The 24,950-nt window shown below is 64.4% G+C and carries 17 protein-coding genes; 9 read left to right on the top strand and 8 right to left on the bottom strand.

Going from position 1 to position 24,950, the window contains the following annotated elements:
- Nucleotides 1-54 precede the first annotated feature (54 nt).
- A complete protein-coding gene (locus V5E97_RS04280) occupies nucleotides 55-4,794 on the bottom strand; it encodes an MG2 domain-containing protein (protein WP_406698046.1) in 4,740 nt (1,579 codons plus the stop codon).
- A gap of 388 nt (nucleotides 4,795-5,182) precedes the next feature.
- Between V5E97_RS04280 and V5E97_RS04275 the strand changes: the two genes are divergently transcribed.
- Nucleotides 5,183-6,301, top strand: a complete 1,119-nt coding sequence (locus V5E97_RS04275) for an RNA polymerase sigma factor (protein WP_406698045.1) — start codon at nucleotides 5,183-5,185, stop codon at nucleotides 6,299-6,301.
- Between the two features lie 630 nt (nucleotides 6,302-6,931).
- On the opposite strand, the gene V5E97_RS04270 is transcribed toward V5E97_RS04275, so the two are convergent.
- The gene (locus V5E97_RS04270) at nucleotides 6,932-7,216 is read right to left on the bottom strand and encodes a hypothetical protein (protein ID WP_406698044.1); all 285 of its coding nucleotides are present in this window, start codon (nucleotides 7,214-7,216) and stop codon (nucleotides 6,932-6,934) included.
- 169 nt (nucleotides 7,217-7,385) lie between these two features.
- On the opposite strand from V5E97_RS04270, the gene V5E97_RS04265 reads away from it, so the two are divergent.
- Complete coding sequence (locus V5E97_RS04265; protein WP_406698043.1) at nucleotides 7,386-7,715, top strand: hypothetical protein; 330 nt, start codon at nucleotides 7,386-7,388, stop codon at nucleotides 7,713-7,715.
- Nucleotides 7,716-8,179: 464 nt separating this feature from the next.
- The gene (locus V5E97_RS04260) at nucleotides 8,180-8,428 is read left to right on the top strand and encodes a hypothetical protein (RefSeq protein WP_406698042.1); all 249 of its coding nucleotides are present in this window, start codon (nucleotides 8,180-8,182) and stop codon (nucleotides 8,426-8,428) included.
- A gap of 199 nt (nucleotides 8,429-8,627) precedes the next feature.
- Here the strand turns inward: V5E97_RS04260 and V5E97_RS04255 are convergent, their stop codons facing one another.
- A complete protein-coding gene (locus V5E97_RS04255) occupies nucleotides 8,628-9,440 on the bottom strand; it encodes a carboxypeptidase regulatory-like domain-containing protein (protein ID WP_406698041.1) in 813 nt (270 codons plus the stop codon).
- Nucleotides 9,441-9,770: 330 nt separating this feature from the next.
- On the opposite strand from V5E97_RS04255, the gene asnB reads away from it, so the two are divergent.
- Nucleotides 9,771-11,702 carry an asparagine synthase (glutamine-hydrolyzing) gene (asnB, locus tag V5E97_RS04250; protein ID WP_406698040.1) on the top strand — a complete coding sequence of 644 codons (1,932 nt, stop codon included), beginning with the start codon at nucleotides 9,771-9,773 and terminating at the stop codon, nucleotides 11,700-11,702.
- Between the two features lie 56 nt (nucleotides 11,703-11,758).
- Here asnB and V5E97_RS04245 read toward each other — a convergent pair whose 3' ends face one another.
- On the bottom strand, nucleotides 11,759-12,028 hold the full coding sequence (locus tag V5E97_RS04245) for a hypothetical protein (RefSeq protein WP_406698039.1): 270 nt from the start codon (nucleotides 12,026-12,028) through the stop codon (nucleotides 11,759-11,761).
- A 711-nt stretch (nucleotides 12,029-12,739) separates the two neighbouring features.
- Here V5E97_RS04245 and V5E97_RS04240 point away from each other — a divergent pair.
- Entirely contained in the window at nucleotides 12,740-12,901 is a 162-nt protein-coding gene (locus V5E97_RS04240; RefSeq protein WP_406698038.1) for a hypothetical protein, read from the top strand.
- 97 nt (nucleotides 12,902-12,998) lie between these two features.
- On the opposite strand, the gene V5E97_RS04235 is transcribed toward V5E97_RS04240, so the two are convergent.
- From V5E97_RS04235 to V5E97_RS04225, 3 genes are all read right to left on the bottom strand, one after another.
- Entirely contained in the window at nucleotides 12,999-13,694 is a 696-nt protein-coding gene (locus V5E97_RS04235; RefSeq protein WP_406701121.1) for a glycerophosphodiester phosphodiesterase family protein, read from the bottom strand.
- 17 nt (nucleotides 13,695-13,711) lie between these two features.
- Complete coding sequence (locus V5E97_RS04230; protein WP_406698037.1) at nucleotides 13,712-14,884, bottom strand: glycerophosphoryl diester phosphodiesterase membrane domain-containing protein; 1,173 nt, start codon at nucleotides 14,882-14,884, stop codon at nucleotides 13,712-13,714.
- A gap of 311 nt (nucleotides 14,885-15,195) precedes the next feature.
- Entirely contained in the window at nucleotides 15,196-16,923 is a 1,728-nt protein-coding gene (locus V5E97_RS04225) for an alkaline phosphatase (RefSeq protein WP_406698035.1), read from the bottom strand.
- Between the two features lie 401 nt (nucleotides 16,924-17,324).
- Here V5E97_RS04225 and glgC point away from each other — a divergent pair, with 401 nt between their 5' ends.
- The 3 genes from glgC to nirB all read left to right on the top strand — a co-directional run bounded on the left by glgC (nucleotide 17,325) and on the right by nirB (nucleotide 23,126).
- Nucleotides 17,325-18,566: a glucose-1-phosphate adenylyltransferase gene (glgC, locus tag V5E97_RS04220; RefSeq protein ID WP_406698034.1), complete on the top strand. Its 1,242-nt coding sequence runs from the start codon at nucleotides 17,325-17,327 to the stop codon at nucleotides 18,564-18,566.
- 61 nt (nucleotides 18,567-18,627) lie between these two features.
- On the top strand, nucleotides 18,628-19,083 hold the full coding sequence (locus V5E97_RS04215; RefSeq protein ID WP_406698033.1) for a GIY-YIG nuclease family protein: 456 nt from the start codon (nucleotides 18,628-18,630) through the stop codon (nucleotides 19,081-19,083).
- 857 nt (nucleotides 19,084-19,940) lie between these two features.
- The gene (gene nirB, locus V5E97_RS04210; RefSeq protein WP_406698032.1) at nucleotides 19,941-23,126 is read left to right on the top strand and encodes a nitrite reductase large subunit NirB; all 3,186 of its coding nucleotides are present in this window, start codon (nucleotides 19,941-19,943) and stop codon (nucleotides 23,124-23,126) included.
- A gap of 487 nt (nucleotides 23,127-23,613) precedes the next feature.
- Here nirB and V5E97_RS04205 read toward each other — a convergent pair whose 3' ends face one another.
- Nucleotides 23,614-24,498, bottom strand: a complete 885-nt coding sequence (locus V5E97_RS04205; RefSeq protein WP_406698031.1) for a hypothetical protein — start codon at nucleotides 24,496-24,498, stop codon at nucleotides 23,614-23,616.
- 132 nt (nucleotides 24,499-24,630) lie between these two features.
- Here V5E97_RS04205 and V5E97_RS04200 point away from each other — a divergent pair, with 132 nt between their 5' ends.
- On the top strand, nucleotides 24,631-24,930 hold the full coding sequence (locus V5E97_RS04200; RefSeq protein ID WP_406698030.1) for a hypothetical protein: 300 nt from the start codon (nucleotides 24,631-24,633) through the stop codon (nucleotides 24,928-24,930).
- Nucleotides 24,931-24,950: the final 20 nt, after the last annotated feature.

Below are 24,950 nucleotides of genomic sequence, written 5' to 3'. Positions count from 1 at the left end.
ATTGCGAGAGTACGGCGATCGCGTTGTTAATGCTCGTTGCTGAGGTGGCGCTATCTATCGCTCGCCGAATTCGTCTGGCTGACCTGCTGGATCACTCGGCCGAGGTGCCACCGAGAGCTGCCCGGGACGACTCGACCCGCGACGATCCGGGGCGTAATACTCGTAGGCCCGTGCCGACGGGACGGTCACCCTCACGGGCATGAGGGCGCGAAGCCGGTACGAGAGCACCAGCGGCCGGCCCGGCGCCAGGCCGCGGAGATAGATGATGGCGCTGCGGGGCGTCACCTGATAGCGCGCCACGCCTCCCGCGGCGACGAGCCGGTCCAGGTCGTCGCGCTCGAGCGTGAACCCGCCGGGGATCGGCAAGTCGAGGACGACCATCGGCGCGACCTTCGGGCCGCGGTTCTCGACCGTCGCCTTCACCGTCACGACGTCGTCGACGGTGAGCGCAGCGCGGTCGTAGTCCAGGCCGATCGCCAGTGGTCCCTCGTCAGCTTGGTCGTTCCGATCGTCGGCCACGTGGTAGCGGGAGACGACCTGATACGCCGATTCGGCCTCGCTCCGGTCGGTCAGGGTCAGCCGGTGGGAGCCCCGGGCGACGCGGTCGGAAAGGTCCACTTGCTGTACGACGTCGGCCTGATCGGCCGACACGACGAGCTCTCGGATCAACTCGTCATCGAGGGCGATGGTGAGCCGGCGCTCGCGGTCGCCGCCGAGAGCCTTGCCGGTCCCCGCAAGCAGGGCCTTCAGGGCGAGCACGGTCGCCTGGGTCGAGCCCCAGGTGCCGTGCCTGTCCTTGCGCCCGGCGAGCCAGCCCAGCGCGGCGCGGGTCGTCGCGGGTTCGCCCCCGTCGGCCAGCAACGCCAGGATTGCCGTCGCCGTCGTCTCGACGCCGCCCGCCGCGCCGGCACCATAAAAGACGGTCCGGCGCGACGCTGGCGGCTCCCACCACGAGAGCCGCCCGTCGTCGGAGTCGTGCTTCAAGGCACGGAGCCGGTCGAGATAGGGTCGCGCCACGCCCGATTGCGGATCGATCGCCAGGAGCGCGTTGGCCACGAGCGCCAGGGTATACGGGTCGTCGATCGCCTCCGGCCGCTGGTCGGTCAGGAAGGTCCGCGTCGCGCGCGCCTGGGGGTCATCGGGGCGGCCCGAGAAGGCCGCCCAGGCGATGTAAGCCGTGGTGCTCAGCCGCGCGAGCCGGTCGTCGCCCTGGCCGGCGGTCGGGTCGTCGTGGAGCCGGTGGGCTTCGGGGGCCCAGGTCCCGTCGGCGTCTTGCTGGGCGAGCAGCCAGCGACGGGTGCGCTCGATCAGGGCCCCGTCGACGTCGTGGACCCGGGCCATGTCCTGGAACTCCATGAGACCGTAGGCGGTCAGGACGCGGTTCGCCGGGGGTTGCCCGAACCAGTCGAACCCGCCCCCCGCGATCTCGAAGCTCAGCAGCCGCTGGTAGCCGAGGTGAATGTACTGCCGGGCCTTGGCCTCGACGGCCGGGAGGCTCTTGCCGGTCCGCTTCAGGTAGTCGAGGGCCAGGACGTTGGGGTAGGTCGTCGAGGAGGTTTGCTCGAAGCAGCCGTAGGGGCGCTGGAAGATCGCGTCGAGACCCTCGACGAGCTGGCTGAAGCTGGATGGGTAGACCTTTACGAAGGCGGCGATGCTCCCGGGGATGGCCCCTTCCGGTGTCTCGAACGCGAACGTCGCCGAAGGCCGCAACGTGCCGCTCTCGACCCGCTCGACGCGTCGGCCGTCGGGCACGACCTCGATCGGGCGGCGCACGGCGTCGGCCGCGCCCTCGCCCTTCGCGGTGACTTCGAGTTCCTGCCGGCCGACGTCCTTGACCATCAGGCGGAAATGCACCGAACGGACTTCGCCCGGCTTCAGCGCGAGCGTCTTCGAGGCGCCTTCCCTGCGTTCGAACCAGGATGCCTCGCGGAGCGTCACGACGACCGACTGCGGCCGGTCGAGGTAGTTCGAGACGACGACAGGCACGGCGACCTCGTCGCCCCGGGTCAGGGCCGGGGGAAGGTCGAGGTCCACGAAGAATGGCTGGAACACGCGGAGCGGCGATTGCGAGGCCCCGAGGCGGCCGTCGCGAGTCACCGCGCTGGCGTTCAACCGCCAGGTCGTGATCGAGTCGGCCAGGTCGAGCTCGAGACTCGCCCGCCCTTGGTCGTCGGTGACCAGCTCGGGCCGCCAGAGGAGCGTTTCCGGGAAGAACTGGCGGACCCGCACCGCGACGCCCCCACCGGCCGATTCGGCGGCTCCCGGCGCGGACGCCAGTTCGAGCTGCCTTAAGTCGTTGAGCGTCTGGGCCCGCCTCCCTGCTTCACGTGCGGCGTTCACGGCGGGCAGGAGCAGAGCGATAAGGACCACCAGGGCGCCCGCGAGCACGAGCCAGCCGGCGAAGTCCCGGATGTGGATCAGTCCCCAGATCACGCTTACCGCCAGGGCGGCGACGACGAGAATCGCCGTGGCGATGCCGATCCATTCCGAACCGATCCTCTGCGTCCTGGCGACCCGGGCCAGCTTCTCCGGGTAGGTCGACAGCGCCAGCGAGTGAGGCCCGCCACCGCCGCGGAGACGCTCGACCATGTCGTTCGACATCCCGACCTGCCGGGCCAGGACCTCCCAGTCGGGCCGAGTCAGCACGCGGCGCAACATCGGCCCGAGCTCCTCGGCGTCGGCACCGAGCCCGCCCAGGGCGGCGACCGGATCGACCACGCGCGCCGTCCGCGCGAACAGGGCCGACTCGAAACGCGGATCGTCGGCCGGGTCGTCGGGCGACCACGAGTGGACCTCGTAGACGGGCTTCATGAGCTCCTCGTCGAGCGTGAAGAACGTCCGCTCCAGGCCGGGCTTCTGCTCGAGCACGGCGAACACGGCCTCGTCGACCGCCGCGAGGCTCACCGCCCCCGGCCGGGGTCGCCCCTGGTCATCGGTCAGGGCGATTGAGAGCTTCGCCCGCCCGCCTGGCGCGTATTCGGCCCGGTCCCACGCGGTCTCGATCTTCAACTCGTTCGCGGGCCGCACGTACAGCACCCGCGTCTTGCGGACCGGGTATCCGTTCGCATCGTAGCGGTAGGCGCAGAGCAGCACCGTGCCGGACAGCTCGGCCGGCAGGTCGACCTCGAACTCGCCACGCCCTCGCTCGACCGCCACCGACTCGCTCAGCATCGTCTGACCGTCCTTGATCAGGTCGATGAAGACCGGCTCCCGGCCCGCCCCGATCGCGGTCAGGGTGAGCGTCTGCCCTCCCCGGTAGACCGCGCGGTCGGTGCGCACGAGGAAGTCGTCGCCGGCCTTGCCGACCTCCATCGCCAGGTCGCGGTGCCCGGTCAGCCCCTGGGCGTCCTTGGCCTGCACCTGGAACGACAACCGGTCGGATTCCGGGGTGATCTCGAAGGACGCGACCCCCCGCGCATCGGTCGCCACGTCGTCACCGATCCCTCGGATCGACAGGCGGGTCTGCGCCGGCCGGCCGTCGGGGTAGCCGGTGAAGACGTGGAGCGTGTTGGAAATCCCGCGCACGAGGGCCCCTGCCTCGGGCACCAGCTCGATCCGGATCGGGCTGGACGCGACCGTCAACCTCGCGGCTCGCGACTGCGACTGCCCGGCGGTGTCCTTCACGGTCGCCGTGAACGTGACCGGCACGTCGCCGGAGTCCTGGGGACGGCCGAAGAGGGCCTCGGGCAGCGACAGCGAGAACTCGGACGTGCCGTCGTCGCGGGTGGTCGGGCTGGCGGCGACTTCGAGCGGCCGGGCGAGGTTCCCCGGCGTCGCCGCCTCGACCGTCACCGCGCCGCCCGCGACCGGCTTGCCGAAGACGTAGCGGGCCTGCACCTTGCCCTTCACGACCTGACCGGGCTGGTAGAACGGACGGTCGAACTCGACGGCGACCTTGAACCTGGGCAGCACGTACGTCTTCACCTCGACGGTCGTCGTGCTCGACACGCTTCCGACCCGGCATTCGACGCGATACGGCCCCTCGATCAGCTCGACGGCGAGCGGGCACTCGGCAGACCCGATGCCGTGGGCGCTCGTGCTGCCCCGCGACCGGAAGACGACGTTGCCCTTGGAATCGCTGACGGAGAACGACAGGGGCTGACCGGCCACCGCCTTGAGGTCGGGCCGGCGGAGGGAGAGGGCCCGGACCCTGATGGTCTGGCCGGGCTGGTACACCGGCTTGTCGGTACTGAGCATGAGCCGCCACGACCGGCGGAGCCTGACCGGTTGCGTGAGCGACTCGCTCGCGGTCGTGCCGGCGGGGCGGGCGCGGACCTGGAGCGGATAGGTGCCGTCGGCCCAGTCGGGGAGTCGGAAGCGGGCGTGGGCGCTGCCGTCGGCGCCCGTGGTGACCTCGGCCAGGCGGACAGTCCGGCCGGGGTTCGGTCCGTCCAGGTCGAGGGTCAGGGACACCCCCGGCACGCCCCCCTTGCCTGTGGGCCGGAGCACCCGCAGATGAAGCGCGGCCTTTGAGCCGGGGAGCCACTCGCTCTGGCCGAGCACGCGCAGGTCATAGGGCGTCGGCTCAAGCGAACCGAGATAGGTGTGGGCCGCCAGGAGCGCCAGGCCCGTCACCGCGGCGGTGGCCCAGAAGATCCGGAAGAACCAGCCGCCGGGGCCGATCCTGGCAGGCGGCTCGGCGGTCCTGCCGCCCGCCTGCACGGTCTCGAGCGCCGTGCGACAATCGTGGCACCTCGCGCAGTGGCCTTCGACCCGCGCGGCCTCGACCGGGGCCAGGGTGCGGTCACGATAGCCGATCAAGAGGTCGACGACGTGCTCATGGGACCCGTCCATTGCCCGTCCCCTTCTCAACGTACCTCGACCGGGGATCGGTCCGGCGCCTCGCCGATCAGTCGCACGATCCCCCGATCCTCGAGGGCGCTCGGCGGGCCCTCGGAGCAAACCCGAGAGGGGGAACGACGCTTGTCAGTGGCCCCCTTCGGGCTTGGACGCCCGGACTCCGGACAAAGTTCCTCGGATCCGATCCGATCACGTCGGTCCGCGGAATCTCGAAATCCGTGATATCGGCCAGATCCGAATGAGATCATCCTCGCCGATGCCGTATCGGGCCCACGATCACGGGCCCGCGCGATCGGTCACGGAGGCGCGGTGTAGCACGTTCTGAGTGAAGTCGGAGGCCATCAAGGTGGATGCAATGGCTGTTCGAAAAGGGGGAGACTGAATGAAGAGGATCACGGAGCCTCCTAAGAAACGTGATCTGCTCGATATACGCCATGTCTGGTCCCGTCTCTTTCATGCTTCGGTAAAGCCTGCGCGGTTTCCCTGGTGCGCGGATCGAAGGTTTCGATCTCTTCCGAAAAAACCTGCTTGGGATCGATCGCAGCGACCTGGTTGGTCTCTTGAATCCGGGGATCGCAATCCGAAAAAAAGTGGGATTGGCCGGGTGGCTTCAAGGCTCAGGAATAGGGAGAGGACAGTCACGGGGAGCTCGGGACTCATGGCGACAAGTCGGACCAATTTCACGCTTCGGCAAATTCGTACACTCTTCAGCCTCGGCCGCGTCGGAGATCGGGCGGATGGCGAGCTGTTGGAGTGGTTCGAAAGCCATCATGCGGAGGCTGAGGCGGCCTTCGAGGAGCTGGTGGTCCGCCACGGGCCGATGGTGCTGGACGTCTGCCGGCGCGTCCTCCGCGACCCGAACGACGTCGCGGATGCCTTCCAGGCCACATTCCTGATTCTGGTGCGCCGGGCCGGCACGATCCGCAATCGCGACGCCTTGGGCGGCTGGCTGCACCGCGTCGCGCTGCGGGTCGCCTTGCGGGCAAAGTCCGAAGCCGCCCACCGCCACGAGAGCGAGCAGCAGGCGGCTGTGCCGGAGACCGCCGATCCCACCGGGGACAGCATCGAGCGGGCCGACATGCGAGCGGCGCTGCACGAGGAGCTTGATCGGATCCCCGCGACCTACCGAGTGGCGTTCGTCGCTTGCTATCTCGAAGGTCTGACCCACGAGGAGGCCGCAAACCGGCTGCATTGGCCGGTGGGGACGGTACGAAGTCGCCTGGCGCGAGGCGGGGTTTGGTGTAACCGGAGGCCGCCTGCGCGCCCCGGACGTACTCCTTGCTCCGGACGAAGACGATGCTCGATCCATCCGGCGAGAACTTCGGCGAGGCGTCGTCGGCGTCCTCGTCGGTCAGTTGCTTCACCATCTTGCCGTCCATCGAGCGGAGGAACAGGTGATCGGCCCGTTCGCCCAGGGCGCCGGCGGCGTAGACGACCGATCCCCCATCGGGCGAGACGGCGGGGTCGCCTTCGTATCCGGGGGTCGCCGCGATCCGGGTGACCCGTCGGGTCTTGAGGTCCAACGAGAACAGGTCGCGCCCGCCCTCTCCGACGGCGCTGAAGATGACCATGTCCCCGCGTGGCGCGATGGCGAACGCGATATCAGAGTGCCCCGGTGAGCGATAGTGGCCGTTATCGCAACCCAGTAGAAGAAGGCCGAGTACAAGCGTGGGCCCCGTCGTTCATCGGGAAGAGCAGACGGCCCAAAGTGAGCATGTGAGGCCTAAACGGGGAGCCTGCATGTGCCCGATCTCCACGAGACGTAGTGCGGAGTCTCGATACGACTTCACCCGTGTCACTTTGGTGTCGACGTAAGTCGGGAAATGAGCGGTCAAAAACCGCCATTCCGTAGGTCATAATGGCACGCAATAGTTTTCACAACTGTAAAGAAAGCATGTTTTATCACCAAAGATTCACTATGAGCAGGACGACAACGTACGCAACGGCGCACCACTCAAAGAGTTTGCGGCCCGCTGTCGTGAAAACTACACCCAGGCCGAGTATCGCCCCCAAGGCTATCGAGGCGATGAAGACAAAGAGACTTGGCCAAGCACAAGCCACCGCGACGGCCGCCACGGCGATCATCAGTGATCGTATACGGAAGCGTGGGAGTCGCATGCGGGCCTCGGTCCTACTTGGGTTCGGGCGGATCGGGGGCAACGGGAAGCCAGGGGTAGCGGGCGGCATTCCGGTACTTGTTCGTCATATGGCTAGCCCACCTGTCGTGTTCTGTCGGGGGAGTCCTCCACCCACCACGGACCCCGGGCGACTCGACTCTCAACAGGTTCGTCCAATACGTGTCGGCACGACGTTGGTAAGCGACCGAAAGCGATAGCATCCTGCTCGCCCAGGCCATTAGGGCTACGACGGCCACGGCAACCATCAGCGTCCGCACCCGGAGCCTAGGCAGTCTCATCGATCACTCCATCCGGCCGACATGTCCGACACGCGAACTGATTCGAGGCTACCGCATGCCTGGAATCAGGACAAGATGACGGGTAGACTGGGCGGAGGTAAGTCGGCCAAGCCCCAGTTCGCTGGTTAGCCGAGGCCGAGAAGGAGCAGGCAGTCCGGTGGAGGGCTCGATGAGTCGCGACCTGACGATGTGCTTCCGGAACGCGACCGGGAAGCTTCGGACCATTCGGTTGGAGCCCTGGGATCGCCACTTCCTACTGGCACCGAATGAGAAGGTAGAGATCGTCGCAAGTGGCAACTCGGAGTTCCCGAGCATCCGCGTGGTCGAGGCGAGCGACACGACGTTGATCTTTACCGAGGGGTGCGAAGAGGTCCGCGTCACCCAGGACGGGACTACCCAGACCCTCTTGCCGCTCTTCGAGGCCGGTGTTTTGCCAGTCCGGCCAGCGCGACGAGACGGCGACCTCATGTGGGACCGAGACCTCGATGGACTGGTGTGACGCTTCGATGATCGAGGGGCCATCGGCGCCAGACGTGATGATTGCATTGATGCCGGGTAGACTCTCGCCTCATTCTCGCAACTCAACCCCTGCCTAATCTAATCCAGGCGGAGGAGGGGCGGGCCTATCGGTCGAGGTCAATTTGCCCGACTCCCACGCCAAACCGGGCACCCTGGTGCTCACCTCATGACACGAGCTTGACGCCCGCCTCCAGGGTAGGCATCCACCTGGGCGTCGGCTTGAGCGTGCGCAGCTTCGTTCTGCATATCTGCCGAGTTCTGGAAAGCGAGGGCCGCTGTCCGTAATGCGGCAGCGGCCCTCGCTTTGGGTTTACAGTTATCGCCGTGGCTAACTCGTCAGGAAAAGGAACGGCTTAAGTCTCCCGTGACGTTCCGATCTTAGGAGGTTTACATTTCAACAAAACGTACGAATTAGGCCAATGGTGGCCGGGCAACAAGGTTTCAGTGATCCGGTCGATTCCCGGCACGATCCGGCCGCTCGATTGGCACGAGGTGAAGATCTCGTTGCGTGGACAACGCATCCACATCGAGCTCGATGACCGCGAGCTCTTCGCTTGCACTGACAATTACAGCCAGAAGGGAGACGTTTCCCTCTACTTCTCGAACTCCTCCGGACGATTCCGCAACATCAAGGTTACCGCCCCAGACGGCACCGTCCTCTGGGAACGCCCGCGCGACCTGCCCGAGAAATGATGATGCGGTGACGAGCTGTTTAATATGGCATGCGAATTGGGCTTTGTCGGTTCCGCAGCTCGATCACATCTTTGCGGAAGGAGTGTCGAGCGCCAATACCGGCGCACTCCATCAAGACCAAACTTATCGGCGGCAGGCGGGTCTTGGAGCAGATAGCGACGCTGCAGGTTCACAAATTCGACAGGGGGACTGAAGCTGATCACGGGGCTTCCTTGATCGCCCCGGGAGCGACCTGGATTGTGCCGACGTCGGAGACCTTCCCGGGAGAGACGGTCACAACCATCCCCTGCGACTTGCCCTCGGTCAGATATCCTGCCCGCTCATGCCAGACGATGAGCCTCTGTTCCCCAGGTGGAATTCCCGCGATCTCGAACGCTCCGTCTTTGCCGGTTTTTGCGAAGAAGGGATGGTCGAAGACCCGGATCGAAGCGTGCATCCAGGGGTGAAGGCCGCACTGGACGGGAATCGCTCGTCTTTCGGCGAGCAGTCTCACGCGGAGTTGGCCTACAGGGGCCATCAACTGATTGAGGCCCTCGTTCTTGAGCGGCGAGAGATGGATGTTGTGTATAACGCGGTCACTTGATGTGAAAATGAGTTCCTGGCCTTCGTGCATGGCCGTGATTCGAGGGAGGAATTCGCAGTTTTTTTGATCGACGGTGACTGTGGGCGCGTTCGCGAGGAACACCTTTTCGATCTCCAGGAAGGCCCCCTGAGGATCGCCCAGGTAGGCGATGGCATCGGTGATTCCCTTCGATTGGACATCGATGATCAACGCATTGTTGGGAATCGCCCGCTCTTGGGCGCAAATTTGAGGGTCTCGCTCCGCCCGACCTTGGGGTTGGAGGTCGTTGAACCTTGGGAGCTCCGCTCCTGCCCAGATCACGCGTCCCTTGATCGACCCGAACCTGTCCCCTGGATCGGGAGGTGCCGCCGCGACCGGAAGGCAAGCCAGTCCGATCAGCACGGAGACGAGAGACGAGCCGGAGAGTTTGCTGATTCTGATGAGGATCACCGTGTCTCCCTCTGCTCGGCCCTCGCGCCGGGGCCGGATTTCGTCCCCTGGCTTGGGCTTCAGCATCGAGCAAGACGAGATGAATGGCTCTCTATTCTCTTGTCGGGTGGGCATGGCCCACCAGTAATTTTTTCCGAGGACTGGTGGGTCGTGTCCACCCTGCAAGAGGCACTTACGCTTTCGAATTGCAGGAAATCCTGGAAATTGATGAGAATCCCCGTTCCTCAAACGGGCGGCTACGTCAAAATGAATCTGCGAGAACGAGTCAGAGAGCCAGCCCTAACGACCGCGACGAGGTTTGCGCGTCGGACGCGAAGGACCACCAAGGCTATGTGCGGGATCACGGGTGCGGCCTGGACGGACGCCGGCCGGCCTTTGGCCGAGGATGCCCTGGCGGCGATGATGACGCGGATCGTGCATCGCGGCCCCGACGACTCGGGTGTCTACCGCGACAACCACGCGGCCTTGGGGTTTCGTCGACTCTCGATCGTCGACCTCTCCGGCGGCCATCAGCCGCTCAGCAACGAGGACGGCACGATCTGGACCGTCTTCAATGGCGAGATCTACAACTTCCCGGAGCTGCGGCACCGCCTGGAAGCGCGGGGGCACGCGCTCCGTTCGACGGGGGACACCGAGGTTCTCGTTCACCTCTACGAGGACGAGGGGCCGGGGATGTTCTCCCTGCTGCGCGGTATGTTCGCGCTGGCGATCTGGGACGCCCCGCGCCGTCAACTGCTCCTGGCGCGCGACCGGCTTGGGCAGAAACCGTTGGTCTACCGTCACGACCGGACGCGGATCCTCTTCGCCAGCGAGCTGAAGTCGCTCCTGGCCTTGCCCGAGTCCGAGTTCCCCAGGCAGGTCGATCCGTTGGCCCTCGATCGCTACTTGACCTATGGCTACGTCCCCCACCCGGACACGATCCTGGCGGGCACCCACAAGCTTCCCCCGGCGCACTACGCGGTCTGGCATGAGGGGACGCTCCGGCTGGAGCGCTACTGGAACCCCGACTGGAATCTCGAGCGGAACCGCAGCTTGGGCGAGGACCTCGAGGAACTCCGCGCGACGCTCGGCGACGCGGTCCGCGAGCAGATGGTGGCCGACGTACCGCTCGGGGCCTTCCTCTCGGGGGGGATCGACTCGACGATCGTTGTCGGCCTGATGCAGGCGGCGTCGACCCGCCCGGTGAAGACCTTTTCCATCGGCTTCGACGACCCTGCGTTCGATGAGACCCGGTTTGCCGAGCTCGCCGCGCGGCACCTGGGCACCGAGCACCATGCGTTCGTCGTGACGCCGCGGGCCTGGGAGCTGCTTCCGGCACTGGCGGCTCAGTTCGACGAACCGTTCGCCGACAGCTCGGCGGTGCCGACCTGGTACGTCGCGCAGGAGACGCGCCGGGAGGTCACGGTGGCTCTGACGGGTGACGCGGGGGACGAGCTGTTCGCGGGCTACGATCGCTATCGGGCGATCGCCCTGGCCAGTCTGACGGACCGGCTCCCCGCGGGGTCGCGCCGGGTGTTGCAAGGGCCGATCGCGCGTGCCCTGCCGGTCTCCACGCGGGCGAAGACCCCGATGCGCAAGGTCCGCCGTTGGCTGGAGGGGATCGGCGAAGAACCGGTGGCACGCTACCTCCGCTGGGTCTGCCAGTTCGATGAAACTAGCCGCGTCTCCTTATATTCTGACTCCTGGATCGAAAGGCTGGCCGAGGCCGGGGCCTCTCGGCCCACCGAGGCCGACCCTGCCGCGGTGCTTCTCCGCGCCTTCGATGCGGCCTCGCGCCGCGACCCGGTCACCCGCGCCATGACGGCCGACCTCTTGACTTATCTCCCCTGCGACCTCCTGGTCAAGGTCGACATGGCGAGCATGGCGCACAGCCTGGAGTGCCGTGGCCCGCTCCTGGATCACCGCGTGGTCGAGCTGGCGATGGCGATGCCGATCGCACGCAAGCTCCGGCTCCGCAACGGCCATTCGAAAGCCGTCCTCAAACAGGCGTTCGCCGAGTACCTGCCCCCGGCCATTCGCAACCGTCCCAAGATGGGTTTCGGTGTTCCGGTCGACCGCTGGTTTCGCGGCCCGCTGAAAGACGAGCTTCGCTCCGTCCTACTCGACCCCGTCTCTTTGAACCGGGGCCACTTTCGCCCCGAGGCGATCGCCACCTTGATCGACGAGCACGTCCAGAACAAACGCGACCACGCCTACAAGCTCTGGACCTTGCTCGTCCTCGAACTCTGGTTCCGCAACCACATCGACCCCGTCCCGGCCTGAGGCCGTGGTTCCGGAGGGGGGGGGAGAGGATCTCGTCAACGCGGCGCCTTGCCGATTCAGAATTGTGGCGGAGCGGTGTGGACGAGCAGCGGCTGATCGATCGTTTCATCCGGTGTGGGCCCACCGTGCCCCAGGGTGACCATGTTGGTGGGGCTGCCGGTTTGTCCCTCGTGGTAGGTCATGCCGATGACCCGTCGCGGCGGCTCACCAGGGGGGAGCGTTCCGCGGTGTAGCCGGATCAACGTGTCCTCCCACCCTTCCTTTTCGCGACTTTGCCCTCTGGCGATAACCGTTCGGCCGATGGCGTAGACCGTCATCGTGAACATGAGAAGCGTTCCCCTTCTGGCATCTCTTCCTTGTTGATGACCGGATAACGTTTCCGGCTTTCCCTCTGTATACAGCGGAAAGTATGCGGAGTCTAGATAAATATCTGGGATGTCGTTGATTGGAAGGGTTGTCAATAATACGTATGTTCGGAGCCGATAATATTCGGGGCTTCGGGATCTCGAGCCCGAACGGCGAGTTTGAGTTGCTGTTTTGTGTTTGGCGATTGGGATTTTGGCCACGAATTATGTAAATTGTGAGAATTATGAAGATAAGGATGAGAGTTGAGAAGGCCTTTGGGAGTGCTGAGTTTGGGAAGACGGGAAGAGCGGGAATCGAATCTTGGAAAATTGCTGATTTTTTGAGTCTGTCGCAAAGTCACCGGGCTGTCTGTCTGCCCCGGGGAAGACGTCGCGGGCGGCATTCCCACGCAGAGCGTCGGAACGAGATCCCAGTATCCTTGCTGCCGTCTCGATTTTTTTTGGATTTGCGGATGCCGGCCCGGGGGGGCATCAACGATTCCGAAGCGGGGGCTCATTCCGCTTCGACGCTTCCTTGTGCCTTGAATCTCACGGGGAGGGCGGCCATGATGACCTCATTCCTGGGGGGCAGAGCATTTCTGGCTGGACCAGGTTCCAACATGCGCGTGCTTGAGCCACAATACGAGTCATTGTCGTTGACTTGCTCGTTTCGTTCTCACTCCGGGAGTCTCGATGAAAACGCCCAAGGATTTGGGGATGACCGTGCTGGCTGTCTGGCTGATTCTCTACGGCATACTGTCGCTTCCCTTCCTCAGGATCAGCTTTGCTTTTAGTGGCGATCTGTTGGCTCTCCTCGCGATTGCCGCGGGGGTCTTGCTTTTGATGAAGCGGTGAGGTCGCGCGTTGGAGAGCTCACCTCAGCACCGGCACCGGCGATGAGGTTGTGCTCTTCACCTTGCTTATCCCCCCTGCTCTCCTGCTCCGGGGCTCCTCACGGTTTGATGTCAAGGAAATAACGCGTCGCGAGGAGCCGCCGCTCGACTTCGCTCAGGTTCTCGCGCTCGTGCCGGAGACTGACCAGAAGTTGGGGCTCGTTGGTGATGATGTTGGTCACCCCGCGCTCGATCAACTCGACCATGCTACGGGGATCGTTAACGGTCCAGACGTAGACCTCTTTCTTCAGAGCATGGGCTCTGCGGAGGAGGCGATCGGTCAGGAAGTTTTGATTGACGCTGAGAATGTCGGTGTTGAGCCGGTTCATATCTCCGAGAGCGTAAGTGATGACCGCGGCGGTCCGAATGCGCGGGTTATGCCGTTTCGCCTCGGTCAGGCCGTCGTAGGTCAGGGAGGCGACGACGCATTCCGACTCAAAGCGTTCGCGGTGGATCAGGCGGGCGACCGCACCGGCGAGTTCGCGGTTCCTGCCACGGAATTTGAGCTCGATGTTGAGCTTGATCTTTCCGCGGGCCAGCTTGATCGCGGCTTCGAGGGTCGGGACGCGTTCGCCGATGTGCGCGGGGCTGAAGCGTCGGCCGACATCCACCTGGCTGATCTCGGCAAGGGTGAGATCCCAGACTTTGCGGGGGTCGCCCGCCATGCGCATCAGGTCGTCGTCGTGGAGCAGGACGATGGCGCCGTCGGCCGTCTCGTGGACGTCGATCTCGGCATAATCGGCTCCGGCCTCGATTGCGCCTTGGATGGCGCTCAGGGTATTCTCCGGGTGGCGGCGGGCGTCGCCGCGGTGGGCCGTGATTTCACGCGTTGGCCGGCGTCGGTCTGCGCGGTGGCTCCGAACGCGACGACGGCGACAAAGCCGACGAACGCGGCACCGACCACCATCCAGAGCCGGAGGATACGCGGCCTGTGGCCTTCGTGGAGGATGGCCGGATCCTGATCGGGTTCGTTTTCCGCGGCGAACCGGATGGTCCCCCCCTGCTCGGCGTAGAGTCGCAAAATCAGCAAGCTGTGGATGGTGACCATCACGAAGGAGAGTGCGGCCAGGAGCAGCCCATGGCCGGCCAGCAGAGTGATCACGAGCGGAATCACGACCGAGACATGATAGCCGGCGGCATCCAGCGCCATGCCCGAAAACCAGCGGAACGCTCCGACCAGGACCGCCGACATCCCGAACCCGATGACCTCCCAACCCAGGAGGATTGTGGCGACCCTCCAGAACGCCCCCCGGCTTCGCCGCCAACTCTCTCCGAGCGCCGCCTGGCCGGGAAGTCCTTCCAGGAGCACGATCGGCAGAGCGAAGACCCAACGGACGCAGAGCGCGAAGCCGACCACGATGGCTCCGGCGAGCAGGAGGATGCCGACGCCTAAGCCGAGATAGAACGACGTCGGCCGGTCGGAGAGATAGAAGTTGATGTCGTGGTAGGTGAAAAAGCTAATGTAGATGATTGCCGCCAGGAGGACGAAAGGCGCGGAGGTCACGACCAGGGCGGCCAGTCCGACGAAGCCGATCCGCAAGACTCGCAAGGCGGCCGTCGCCAGGGTTTGTGACGCCCGTCCCACGCGGAACGCCGACCCTTGGCCGCTCATCGCTGCGATGAACATCACGCCCAGATGCTCGAACAGGAAGAGCCAGATCGTGGCGCCCCCGGCGATCAGGCCCACGATCAGACCTCGAGGGGACAGCATGAACGCCGCGATGTCCTTGTTCGTGACGGCGCCTTGGCCGGCCGTTGCGACGATCGCGGGGAGCAGCCAGACCGTCCCGAACAGCCAGAGGGGATAGATGAGGCCTTTGAACGCGACTTCGAACAGGACGAGCGGCACCAGAATCCGGTGGAAATCGCCGAGGACGTTGCGGACGAGCGTCGCCAGGGAGGCCGGTGCAGGATCATCCAGGCGTTCGGTGTTGACGAGACTCACGGAATCCTCGTGTCCAGAGTGGCGAGTTGATTCTTTGGATTCAAAGTGAGAGTGATTCGGAAGGCCGTGGCGGCTCACAGGCGGTCATGCCGCGGAACCATCGACAAAACGAACCAACACCATTTTGGATCGCCATTCTTGGGACCGCGGCCGCCCCGCTCGTCATACTATTGGGTGCTGAAGTGTTTGGCTTGGATTGATGGGATTCAAAAGTGAGCGAGATGAGGATGGTTGTTGGCGGCCTCTTCGTCGGCCGGCGTCCGTGGAGTTTGGAATTCGGACGCCGGCCGGCGTTCACTTTCGCGAGGCGATCAGGGCTTGCCTTTCGCCAGCGCTTCGGGGTCGTCGATCACAAGGTAGTGCCCGTGGTCGGCGGTGACGATCATGAGCGAGTCGTCCCAATTGCTGTTGGTCTCGACCCACTTGATGATTGAGCGGATCGCGTCTTCGCCGCTGTAGACCGCGCCGATGGCGTTGTCGAGGTTGTTGCTGTGCAGGGCGAAGTCGACGTCACCGGCCTCGACGAACAGGGCGAACGGCTGCGCCGGCTTGGCAGTCAGGACCGTGAGGGCGGCCTCGGTCATGTCGGCCAGCGTGGGCTGCTCATTGAGTTCGGCCGGGGTGTAGGATTCCGCCTTGCCGCCGAGGTTGGGGGAGGGGTCGAAGCCACCGTCGGCGGTCTGGAACGGCAGGTGGTTGTGCTCCTTCGTGCCGTAGAGTCCGAAGAGTCGCTCACCCCGCTCGGCCGCGGCCGCGGCGGCCTTGCGTAGCGCCTCGCCGCCTTTGACGCCGGCCTCGGGCTGGGCCACGCGATACTTGCCGCCGTTCTTGACATCAATGGCCGCCTTGTCGGCGTCGGTGATGTAGAGGCCCCCCGCGACCCCGTTCTTGCCTTGCGCTTTTTTGACCCCGGGCTCAGGGATCGTCTGGCCGAACCCGGTCCCCATGACGACGTCGAGGCCGGGGAGTTGCGGTCCCTTCTTCGTCTCCTGGACCACGCTGGGCAGGCCGAGCATCTCGCGGGCGAGGTCCTGGTAGTCGTCGCGGTGGACGTTGTGGGCGTACATTGCCGAGGGCGAGGCGTGGGGGAACGGGACGCTGGTCACGGTGCCGACTTTCCAGCCGTCGGCCTGGAGCTGGTTGAAGAGGGTGGGCACGAACCGGCCGTCGTCGGTGACGTTGACGCCGTTGTTGTAGGCTTTGACCCCGGAGGCAAACTCGGCGGCGCTGGTCGAGGAATCGGTGTAGGCGTGCAGGCTGCGGCCGACCGCTTTCACCCCGGCCTTGTCGGCCTCGTGGCCGGACTGTCCTTTGAAATAGCCGGGGGCCTTCGGGCCGAGCGGGCCCAGGGTCCAGGGGTTCGGCCCGGCGATCTGGGCGTCATAGCCCCCTTTGAGGGCGTCGGGGCCGATGGTGACGGTCTGGGCGTCGACGTTCGGCTTGTTCTTGTCGCGGGTCGGGCTGGTGACGTAGTAGCCGTACTGGGCGGACCCTTCGGCGGTATAGTCCTGAAAGATCAGGCCCGACCCTTTCCCCTCGGTGTAGACTTTGCCCGTCTTGGCGATCGCGGCGGCCTGGGTCGTCTGCCAGTCGAAGCCGTCGAACCAGACGACAAAGAGGTGCTTGACGCCGTTCTTGATGGCGTCCCGCTGCACCTGATAGAGGCTGCTTTGGTCGGCGTACTCTGCCTCGGGGTTGACGGTGTTCTCGGGCAGGAAACCGTAGAGTGCCTTGACCTTCTCGGGGTCACGGTAGGGGCTATTCGCGCCGGTGACCTGGTCGAGTCGTCCCTTTCGTCCGAAGGTATAGACCGGGATCAGGCGGTTGCTGTGGCTGCCGTGGTTCGAGAAGACGTCACCGGCTCCTTGCGAGCCGAAGTGGTAGGGGCGAGCGACCTTCTTCTTGGTGCTGGCGACGCTTTTGGTCTGCAAGTCCTTGATTCGGTCCGCGCCCTGGACCGGCAAAGCCGAGGCGGGAAGTGCTGAGGCGAGGATCAACGTGGCACGGAGCCAGGAGCGTTGGAACGGGCGGAAGGTCACGGTTGTCTCCCAAGAGGATGCCATTGGCGGGATCAAGGCGGTCGAAAGTCGGTCGGAAACCCGTTCTGGGATTTCCGGTGCGATCGTTGCAACGAGCCGAATAGGCTTCACGCTCGAATCTATCAAAACGGCGAGAAGAACCGAAGACGCTACCTCGACCCCGGAGGGGAACGCAACGGCGGGCCGGGGAAGGTCGGATCAGGGAAGCCGATGAGGGATCGGGGTGGGGAACGGATCCAGGCCGCCGCCGACGCGAGCCTCCAAGTCTGCTTTGCGAAGGAGGGGGCCGCCAAGTGGTACGAACCCGCGGCTTCTTACACTAACCCGTTGGCTTGGCCGGATCCTGTGGGCACAATGGAGACTTCCGGTCGTTTGAGAATTTACGGAACGGAGGCAACCTGGTGCATCGTGATGTTTTGGCCATCGTCCTCGCCGGGGGGCGCGGGACTCGCCTTGAACCCCTGACGCGCGATCGGGCCAAACCGGCCGTACCCTTTGGTGGGATCTACCGGATCATCGACTTCACGCTGTCCAACTGCTTGAACTCGGATGTCCGCAAGATTCTCATCCTGACACAGTACAAGGCCGTTAGCCTGAGCCGGCACCTCGACCAGGGCTGGAAGTTTCTCTGCCGCGAGCTCGACGAATACATCGAGGTCATTCCGCCGCAGCAGCGGATCGCCGAGATGTGGTATCAGGGGACGGCCGACGCGATCTACCAGAACGTGTATACGATCGAGAAGGCCGCGCCTCGCGACACTCTGATTCTGGCCGGCGACCACATCTACAAGATGAACTATGCCGAGATGATCGCGTTCCACCGCGAACGTCGCGCCGACCTGACGATCGCTTGCCTGCCCGTGCCTCGAGCCCAGGCCCGCGAGTTCGGGGTGATCGACGTCGACGCCTCCGGCCGGGTCCGTAGCTTCCTCGAAAAGCCGAAAGACCCCCCGGGGATGCCCGGGAACCCGGACATGAGCTTGGCCTCAATGGGCATCTACGTCTTCGCCACCGACGTGATGTACGAACTCCTCTTTCAGGACGCCGCCAAGAAAGAAGCCAGCTCGCACGACTTCGGCAAGGACATCATCCCGGGCATGCTCGCCGACTCACGAGTCTTCGCTTACCCGTTCCGCGATGAGAACCGCAAGCAGGCCGCCTACTGGCGCGATGTCGGTACGCTCGACGCCTTCTTCCAGACGAGCATGGACCTGATCCAGGTCGACCCGATCCTCAACCTCTACGACCGCAACTGGCCGATCCACACCTATCAGCCGCCGATGCCCCCCCCGAAGTTCGTCCACTCCGACCCCGATCGCCGGGGCGCTGCGCTCAACTCGATCGTCTGCCAGGGGGCCATCGTTTCGGGGGGACAAGTCTACCGGAGCATCCTCTCGCCGGGAGTTCGGATCAACAGCTACGCCCTGGTTGAAGACTCGATTCTCTTCGAAAACGTTGAAGTCGGTCGCCACGCCCGGATCCGCAAGGCGATCATCGACAAGGACGTCAAGATTCCCCCCGGCTTCGACATCGGCTGGAACCGCGCCGCCGACCTCGCCCGCGGCCTGACCGTCACCGAAGATGGCGTCACGGTCGTCGCCAAGGGCGAAGACCTCGATCGGTTCATGCCGATGGGAGGGTGAGGCGAACTTTGGGAGAGAAATGCTTGGAGTGACGAACCAAACAGGGCTAAGGGGGGCTGAGGTGGCAGAAGAAATTCCGCCAGCGCGATGGTCGCCGGTCATCCCATTGCTCCGAGCCTTTGAGACCTACTTGGCCGCCGACGCTCCACGGCTGAAGATCATCCATGCGAATGACATTGGCTGGTCATATGAGGAGTACCTCCGTCGCAAGCAAGAGTTCAAGATCTGCTCAGGATATGGCGTTTATTTGATATTCAACGCCGAGGAACAACTTCGGTACGTCGGCTTGGCGATGAATACGTTCGACGCTCGCATCTGGAGCCACGACGAACATGTAAACCGCCATTGGACGGATGTCATCCCGTTCGAGCATGGCTGGTATTTCCTGGCTCCGGCACTGGAATTCTTCTTGATAGCCCGCCTTCAGCCGCCGGACAATACCGCATACCGCAATTACACGATCGCAGAGCGTGTCCAGGCCGCCCCAGATTTGGGCACGCTTGACACGACGCGGTAACGGTTCAGCTTAATTGAAATATCGTTATGTTTGTGTTGTGCTTTTAAGTGGTGTGGTCTGGGCGGTTCAGTGAAGATGGGTGTAAAGCTTCGCCTAACCCGTTATGAACTTATCAACGATTTGCAATTGATCGACGGCCAGAATCCGATTTCTCCCGTAGGGTGGGCACGGCCCACCATCCCTATCTCCTTGCCAAAGCAGAGATTAAGAGGGTGGGCCGTGCCCACCCTACGGGAATTGTTAGGCCTATGATGGTGCCATGGCCGATCGCGTTGACGTCGGGAGGAACGGGTTCGGCCGTCACCTTCGATGGATTTTTCAGATCCCCCAACTTACCCTCGATAGGTGCCTGGCCACCGACCGTTTCCGGAGTCGGAAGTTCCCTCCTCTCATCTTGATGCAGCTAGATCATCACGGGATCGAGGTCACATCTGCCGGGTCGCGCTCCGGCTCTCGATCGAAGTGGCGAAGTCAGGCGCGTCCCAGCCCCCTGTCATTGGTCCGCCTTGATCTCGAAGCTCCTTGAAATTAGCGCGACCGATTCACGTCGACTCACGAAAAAAGTGCCTGTTCTGATGGCAGCTAGGCGTAAGGATTGGGCGGGAGTGCCCTGGTCCCGACCGCGACCAATCGCGGGATTCCTTCGGTTTCCCGAAGCTGGGTTGGGGCTGGGCCGAAGCTCAAGTCGCCTTATCAGCGGAAAAACGGCTCCTCGGCTCGAAATGCCGTCGGTCGTGGTACGGAGCCTGCCTTAAGGGAGCATCGCCAACGACGTCAGGTCGCCGGTCTCGCCCCAGCGGCGGTCCTCGGAGGCCAGGGACCGGTTGGTCCTTGCGTGGTGGCGGAGGTCGGTCCGGGTGTGTGCGTTCGCCACACCGACCGTGCCGGCTGGTCAGGGTTTCCTCCGAAGGCACAACGTCTCGATCAACCCGTTGACCCTCGCAGCGCTCGGCCTGGAATCGCGCCGACCGGCCGACAAGGCCTGCGCGGTGCGGGTCGACCCGACCCGACGCGGGACGAGACGTTTCCTATCACTCCGACGCATCGAACGCTCATTGGCCACCAACCAGCACAAGGGACCGACGATGATCGCGATGGGACACGAGCGAAAGACCGTGGTGGTGGTAGGCAACGGCATGGTCGGTCACCGGTTCTGTGAACGACTGGCGGCCTACGACACCGACCGCTCTTACGAAGTCGTGACGTTCTGCGAAGAGCGACGGCCGGCCTACGATCGCGTCAACCTATCGAAATATTTCGAACGCCGCGACGCCGAACACCTGAAGCTGGCCTGCGAGACCTGGTACCTCGAGAAGGGGATCACGCTGCACGTGGGAGACCGCGCGTCGGCCATCGACCGCGAGCGTCGAGTGGTCGTCTCGGCCAAGGGCCGCGAGGTCAGCTACGACACTCTCGTCCTGGCGACGGGCTCGGCGCCGTTCGTGCCGGCGGTCCCCGGCGTCAACAAGAAGGGGGTGTTCGTTTATCGGACCATCGAGGATCTCGAGCAGATTCTCGCCTACGCCGGGAAGGCGGCGTCCGTGGCGGTCGTGGGGGGTGGCTTGCTCGGCCTCGAGGCCGCGAAGGCGGTCCGCGACCTCGGGCTGGAGACCCACGTCGTCGAGTTCGCCCCCCGGCTGATGCCCCGTCAGGTCGACGACGCGGGGTCGAAGACGCTGCTCGACAAGATCAATGCGATGAACGTCCGGGTCCACCTGGGCAAGAGCACGCGTGAGTTCCTCGGCAACGGCAAGGTGGAAGGGCTGGCGTTCACTGATGGCGGGCAGCTCGATGTCGACATGGTCGTGATCTCGGCGGGCATCCGGCCCCGCGACGAGCTGGCCCGTGACTGTGGCCTGGAGGTCGGCCCGCGTGGCGGGGTTGTCGTCGATGACGCGCTCCGCACCTCCGATCCGGACATCCTCGCCGTCGGTGAGGTCGCCTTACACCGGAACATGGTCTATGGACTGGTCGCCCCTGGGTACGAGATGGCCGACGTTGCCGCGGCGAACCTCACGGGGGAGACGCGGACATTTGGTGGCTTCGACATGTCGACCAAGTTGAAGCTGATGGGCGTGGACGTCGCCAGCTTCGGCGACCCCTTCGCCGAGACCGGCGGGGCGAAAGCGTTGACCTACGAGGACCCGTTCGGGGGCGTTTACAAGAAGCTCCTCTTCGACCCCGAGGGCACCCGCCTGCTGGGGGGCGTCCTGGTGGGTGATGCCTCGGACTACGGCGTCTTGCTCGGCCTGTTCAAGAGCGACCAGCCGCTCACGATCCTTCCCGGCGACCTCCTGTCGGCGGGCCGGGGCTCCGCCTGCGGCGGCGAGGTCGACGCCCAGGTCTGCTCGTGCAACAACGTCGGCGAGCGTCGGATCCGCGAGGCGGTCCGCGACCAGAAGCTTTCCACCGTCGCCCAGGTGAAGGCCTGCACCCAGGCCGGCACCGGCTGCGGCGGCTGTCTGCCGCGCGTCGCCGACCTGCTCAAGGCGGAGCTCCAGGCGACGGGCGCTCGGGTCGACAACCGCCTCTGTGAGCACTTTCCGCACAGCCGCCAGGAGCTCTACCAGATCGCCCTCATCAAGGAGATCAAGACGTTCGACGCCCTGATCGCCGCGCACGGCCAGGGGCACGGATGCGAGGTCTGCAAGCCGACGGTGGCCTCGATCCTGGCGAGCCTCTGGAACGAGAACGTCCTCGACCCGGCCCACGCGACCTTGCAGGACAGCAACGACCGGTTCCTCGCCAACATCCAGCGCGGCGGCCTGTACTCCGTGGTCCCGCGCGTCCCTGGCGGCGAGATCACGCCGGAGAAGCTGATCGTCCTGGGCGAGGTCGCCCGGAAATACGGCCTCTACACCAAGATCACGGGCGGCCAGCGCATCGACCTCTTCGGGGCGCCGGTCCACCAGCTCCCCGAGATCTGGTCCGACCTCGTCGCGGCCGGGTTCGAGAGCGGACACGCGTACGGCAAGTCGCTGCGGACGGTCAAGAGCTGCGTCGGCTCGTCCTGGTGCCGGTTCGGCGTCCAGGACTCGGTCGGGTTCGCCATCCGGGTCGAACTACGCTACCGCGGGCTTCGCTCCCCGCACAAGCTGAAGGGGGCCGTCTCGGGGTGCGTCCGCGAGTGCGCCGAGGCCCAGAGCAAGGACTTCGGCCTGATCGCCACCGAGAAGGGCTACAACCTCTATGTCTGCGGCAACGGCGGGGCCCGGCCGCGGCACGCCGACCTGCTCGCCTCCGACCTCGACGAAGACACCGCGCTCCGCTATCTCGACCGGTTCCTCATGTACTACATCCGCACGGCCGACCGGTTGACCCGGACGTCGGTCTGGCTCGAGAACCTCGAGGGCGGAATCGACTTCCTGCGGGCTGTGATCATCAATGACCGTCTCGGTATCGCCGACGAGCTCGAGCGGCAGATGCAGGCACTCGTTGATTCGTACCAGTGCGAGTGGAAGGCCGTCGTCGACGACCCGGAGAAGCGGCGGTTCTTCCAGCAGTTCGCCAACACCGACGAGGCCGTGTCCGGCATCGAGTTCGTGTCGGAGCGCGGCCAGCAGCGGCCCGCCGACTGGCCGTCGGACTTCGTGCCCATCGATCAACTCGGGGGCCGGCAGCCCATCGAACCGATGACCCCGACCGACGAGCCCGGCCTTCGCTGGGTCCACGTCGGGTCGGTGAGCGACTTCCCCGTCGACGGCGGGCGCACGATCAAGCACGGGGCGGCGGAGGTCGCCGTGTTCCGGTTCGACTCCCAGGGCACCTGGTACGCCTGCCAGAACACTTGTCCCCACAAACGCGAGGCCGTCCTCTCGCGGGGTATCCTTGGCGATCAGCAAGGCGTCCCCAAGGTCGCCTGCCCCCTGCACAAGAAGACCTTCTCGCTCGAATCAGGCGCCTGCTTGAGCGGCGAGTCGTACCGGGTCGAGGTCTTCCAAGTCCGGGTCGAAGGCGACGACGTCTACGTCGAGCTGCCGCCCGAGCAAGACATGGAACGCCGTGCCGGGGTTCCCGAACCCTGCCACATGGCTTGCGGCTGAACGACCCGAAATCGACGTCGCGAATCCGCGGATTCCGTTGCGGGTTCCGACTCCTCGTGACGGCATCCCGACGACTCGTCGCGGCCGGCGACTATGTCATCTCGCTCAGCGCATCGACCTCGCATACCCGATCTGGATTCAACAAATGGGACGGAGCGAATTTCAGAAAACCACACTCAGATTGGGTTATTTGTTAGCTCGGACCAACAATTTGCTCCGTCCCCCTTGTTTGACCCATACGGCTTCCGACCCCTGCTACGACGGAGGGGAATCGGAGCAGCCCGACGCCCACGGCGCTCAGCGAGACGGGAAGCCGGCGATATTACAGCGGTTTGCCAACGGGCTGCGTACGACGAAGGAAAAAGGGGACTGGCTCCCGGCCCGCGGGTCCCTTGGCACCGTCTGATCCACGGAGCGGCCGGGTGCCTGTCCCCTTTTTTCGTGCGCCAGCCGAACACCAACCGCTGTAACGTCAGGCGAGGACTCCTCATCGGACCCTCGCATTGATCCAGCGCAAAGCAGGCCAGAAATCATCCGTCAGAGAAGAAAGGGCAAAAACTTGCCTCTCTCTTGATCGAAGCACCAGACCGATGGGATCGCTCCGAATCCGCTCCAGACGATCCCAGGACATGGGTGTCGCGGGGGCATCCGAGAAATGACGCAGGCCCTCGCGATCAATGATCAGGCCGCCGCGAATCCCCAGCCATGACTGCCGAATCACCGTGATTGCGTGCCGCATGACGAGGAGCCCCATGGGGATCCTCCAGGGATTGACCAGCATTAACACGCTCATGAGCAGAGCCCCGAACCCTCGACACATCATTACGAGGATCCGGGCCGAAGGGATGCGAAGCGTTACGGCTTCACCGCGGGCAATCCTCTCGTCCAGTCGCCGCACCATCTCGGGGATCAGCGTCACCTCCAACGGCTCGCGAACCAGCGAGAATGGGGCGATCTCCGCCGGCAATCGTAGGGCTTGACCTGATCGAGATACGAGGACGCAGGCAAAGTCGATCCTGGTAGGAACCAGGCGAGTTGAGACCACATCCTCGAAGCGCAGGACAGTCCGACGCGAGTCTTTGCCGATTGTCACCCGATCCCGATCGATCACAACCTCGAGCGCCGCCCGTCGGCGATAATCCCGATAACTCCATGCGACCACGCCGACCCCGATCAACGGCAGTAGCACCAGGAACGGTGCACTGGCACGATCCCTGGACAGTCCGAGGGTTTCGAGCGAGTACATGAGTGGCACTGCGAGGAAGAGGGCCAGGAACAGCGCGACGAACGGTGTAACCACCAGATAAACCAGGCAACCAACAATCTTGCTCGAGCCAGTTCGTTGATACCTGGCGGGAATGGGGTTCACCATGTGATTGCCTCACCTAACAGGGTGGCGCCGACCGACGATCCGGGGGAAGAAGAGGGGACGGAGTGAATTCCAGAATATTGCGACGAGAATCAAGCACGTGTTCGTTTTTAACAAGAATTCGCTCCGTCCCCTTTGCTCTCCCCACACAAGTACGACCACTGGGCCGACAATGACGCTGCGGAAGAGAAAAAGAAGATCACGATCACGGCCGAGTCGTTCGACCATCAGGTCGCCGACAGGATGGACGGTTTCTTCGAAGAAGTAGTCCTGCCGACTCTGAAGACGCTGGCCGAGGCCAGGCTCTCCTACGACAAGATGAAGCGGCTTGTGAAGCTCCCGAGCACCTGGGAAGCCAAGATCAGCGGGAAGCCGTTCAGGGAACGGCTGAACTCATATCTTATAGAAGTGGCACTCCAAGTGAATGGAGGATAATCTCTGGACACGAGGCGAAG

It is taken from the genome of Singulisphaera photorubra (genome assembly GCF_045290345.1).
Classification (GTDB): Bacteria; Planctomycetota; Planctomycetia; order Isosphaerales; family Isosphaeraceae; genus Singulisphaera.
This window is presented reverse-complemented; position numbering and strand designations above follow the sequence as displayed.

What these genes read in the sequence shown, in the direction of transcription:
- V5E97_RS04280 (WP_406698046.1), bottom strand. Translation starts at nt 4,794, where the DNA reads ATGGACGGGTCCCATGAGCACGTCGTCGACCTCTTGATCGGCTATCGT.
- V5E97_RS04275 (WP_406698045.1), top strand. Translation starts at nt 5,183, where the DNA reads ATGAAGAGGATCACGGAGCCTCCTAAGAAACGTGATCTGCTCGATATA.
- V5E97_RS04240 (WP_406698038.1), top strand. Translation starts at nt 12,740, where the DNA reads ATGAAAACGCCCAAGGATTTGGGGATGACCGTGCTGGCTGTCTGGCTG.
- V5E97_RS04205 (WP_406698031.1), bottom strand. Translation starts at nt 24,498, where the DNA reads ATGGTGAACCCCATTCCCGCCAGGTATCAACGAACTGGCTCGAGCAAG.
- V5E97_RS04270 (WP_406698044.1), bottom strand. Translation starts at nt 7,216, where the DNA reads ATGAGACTGCCTAGGCTCCGGGTGCGGACGCTGATGGTTGCCGTGGCC.
- V5E97_RS04245 (WP_406698039.1), bottom strand. Translation starts at nt 12,028, where the DNA reads ATGTTCACGATGACGGTCTACGCCATCGGCCGAACGGTTATCGCCAGA.
- V5E97_RS04265 (WP_406698043.1), top strand. Translation starts at nt 7,386, where the DNA reads ATGAGTCGCGACCTGACGATGTGCTTCCGGAACGCGACCGGGAAGCTT.
- asnB (WP_406698040.1), top strand. Translation starts at nt 9,771, where the DNA reads ATGTGCGGGATCACGGGTGCGGCCTGGACGGACGCCGGCCGGCCTTTG.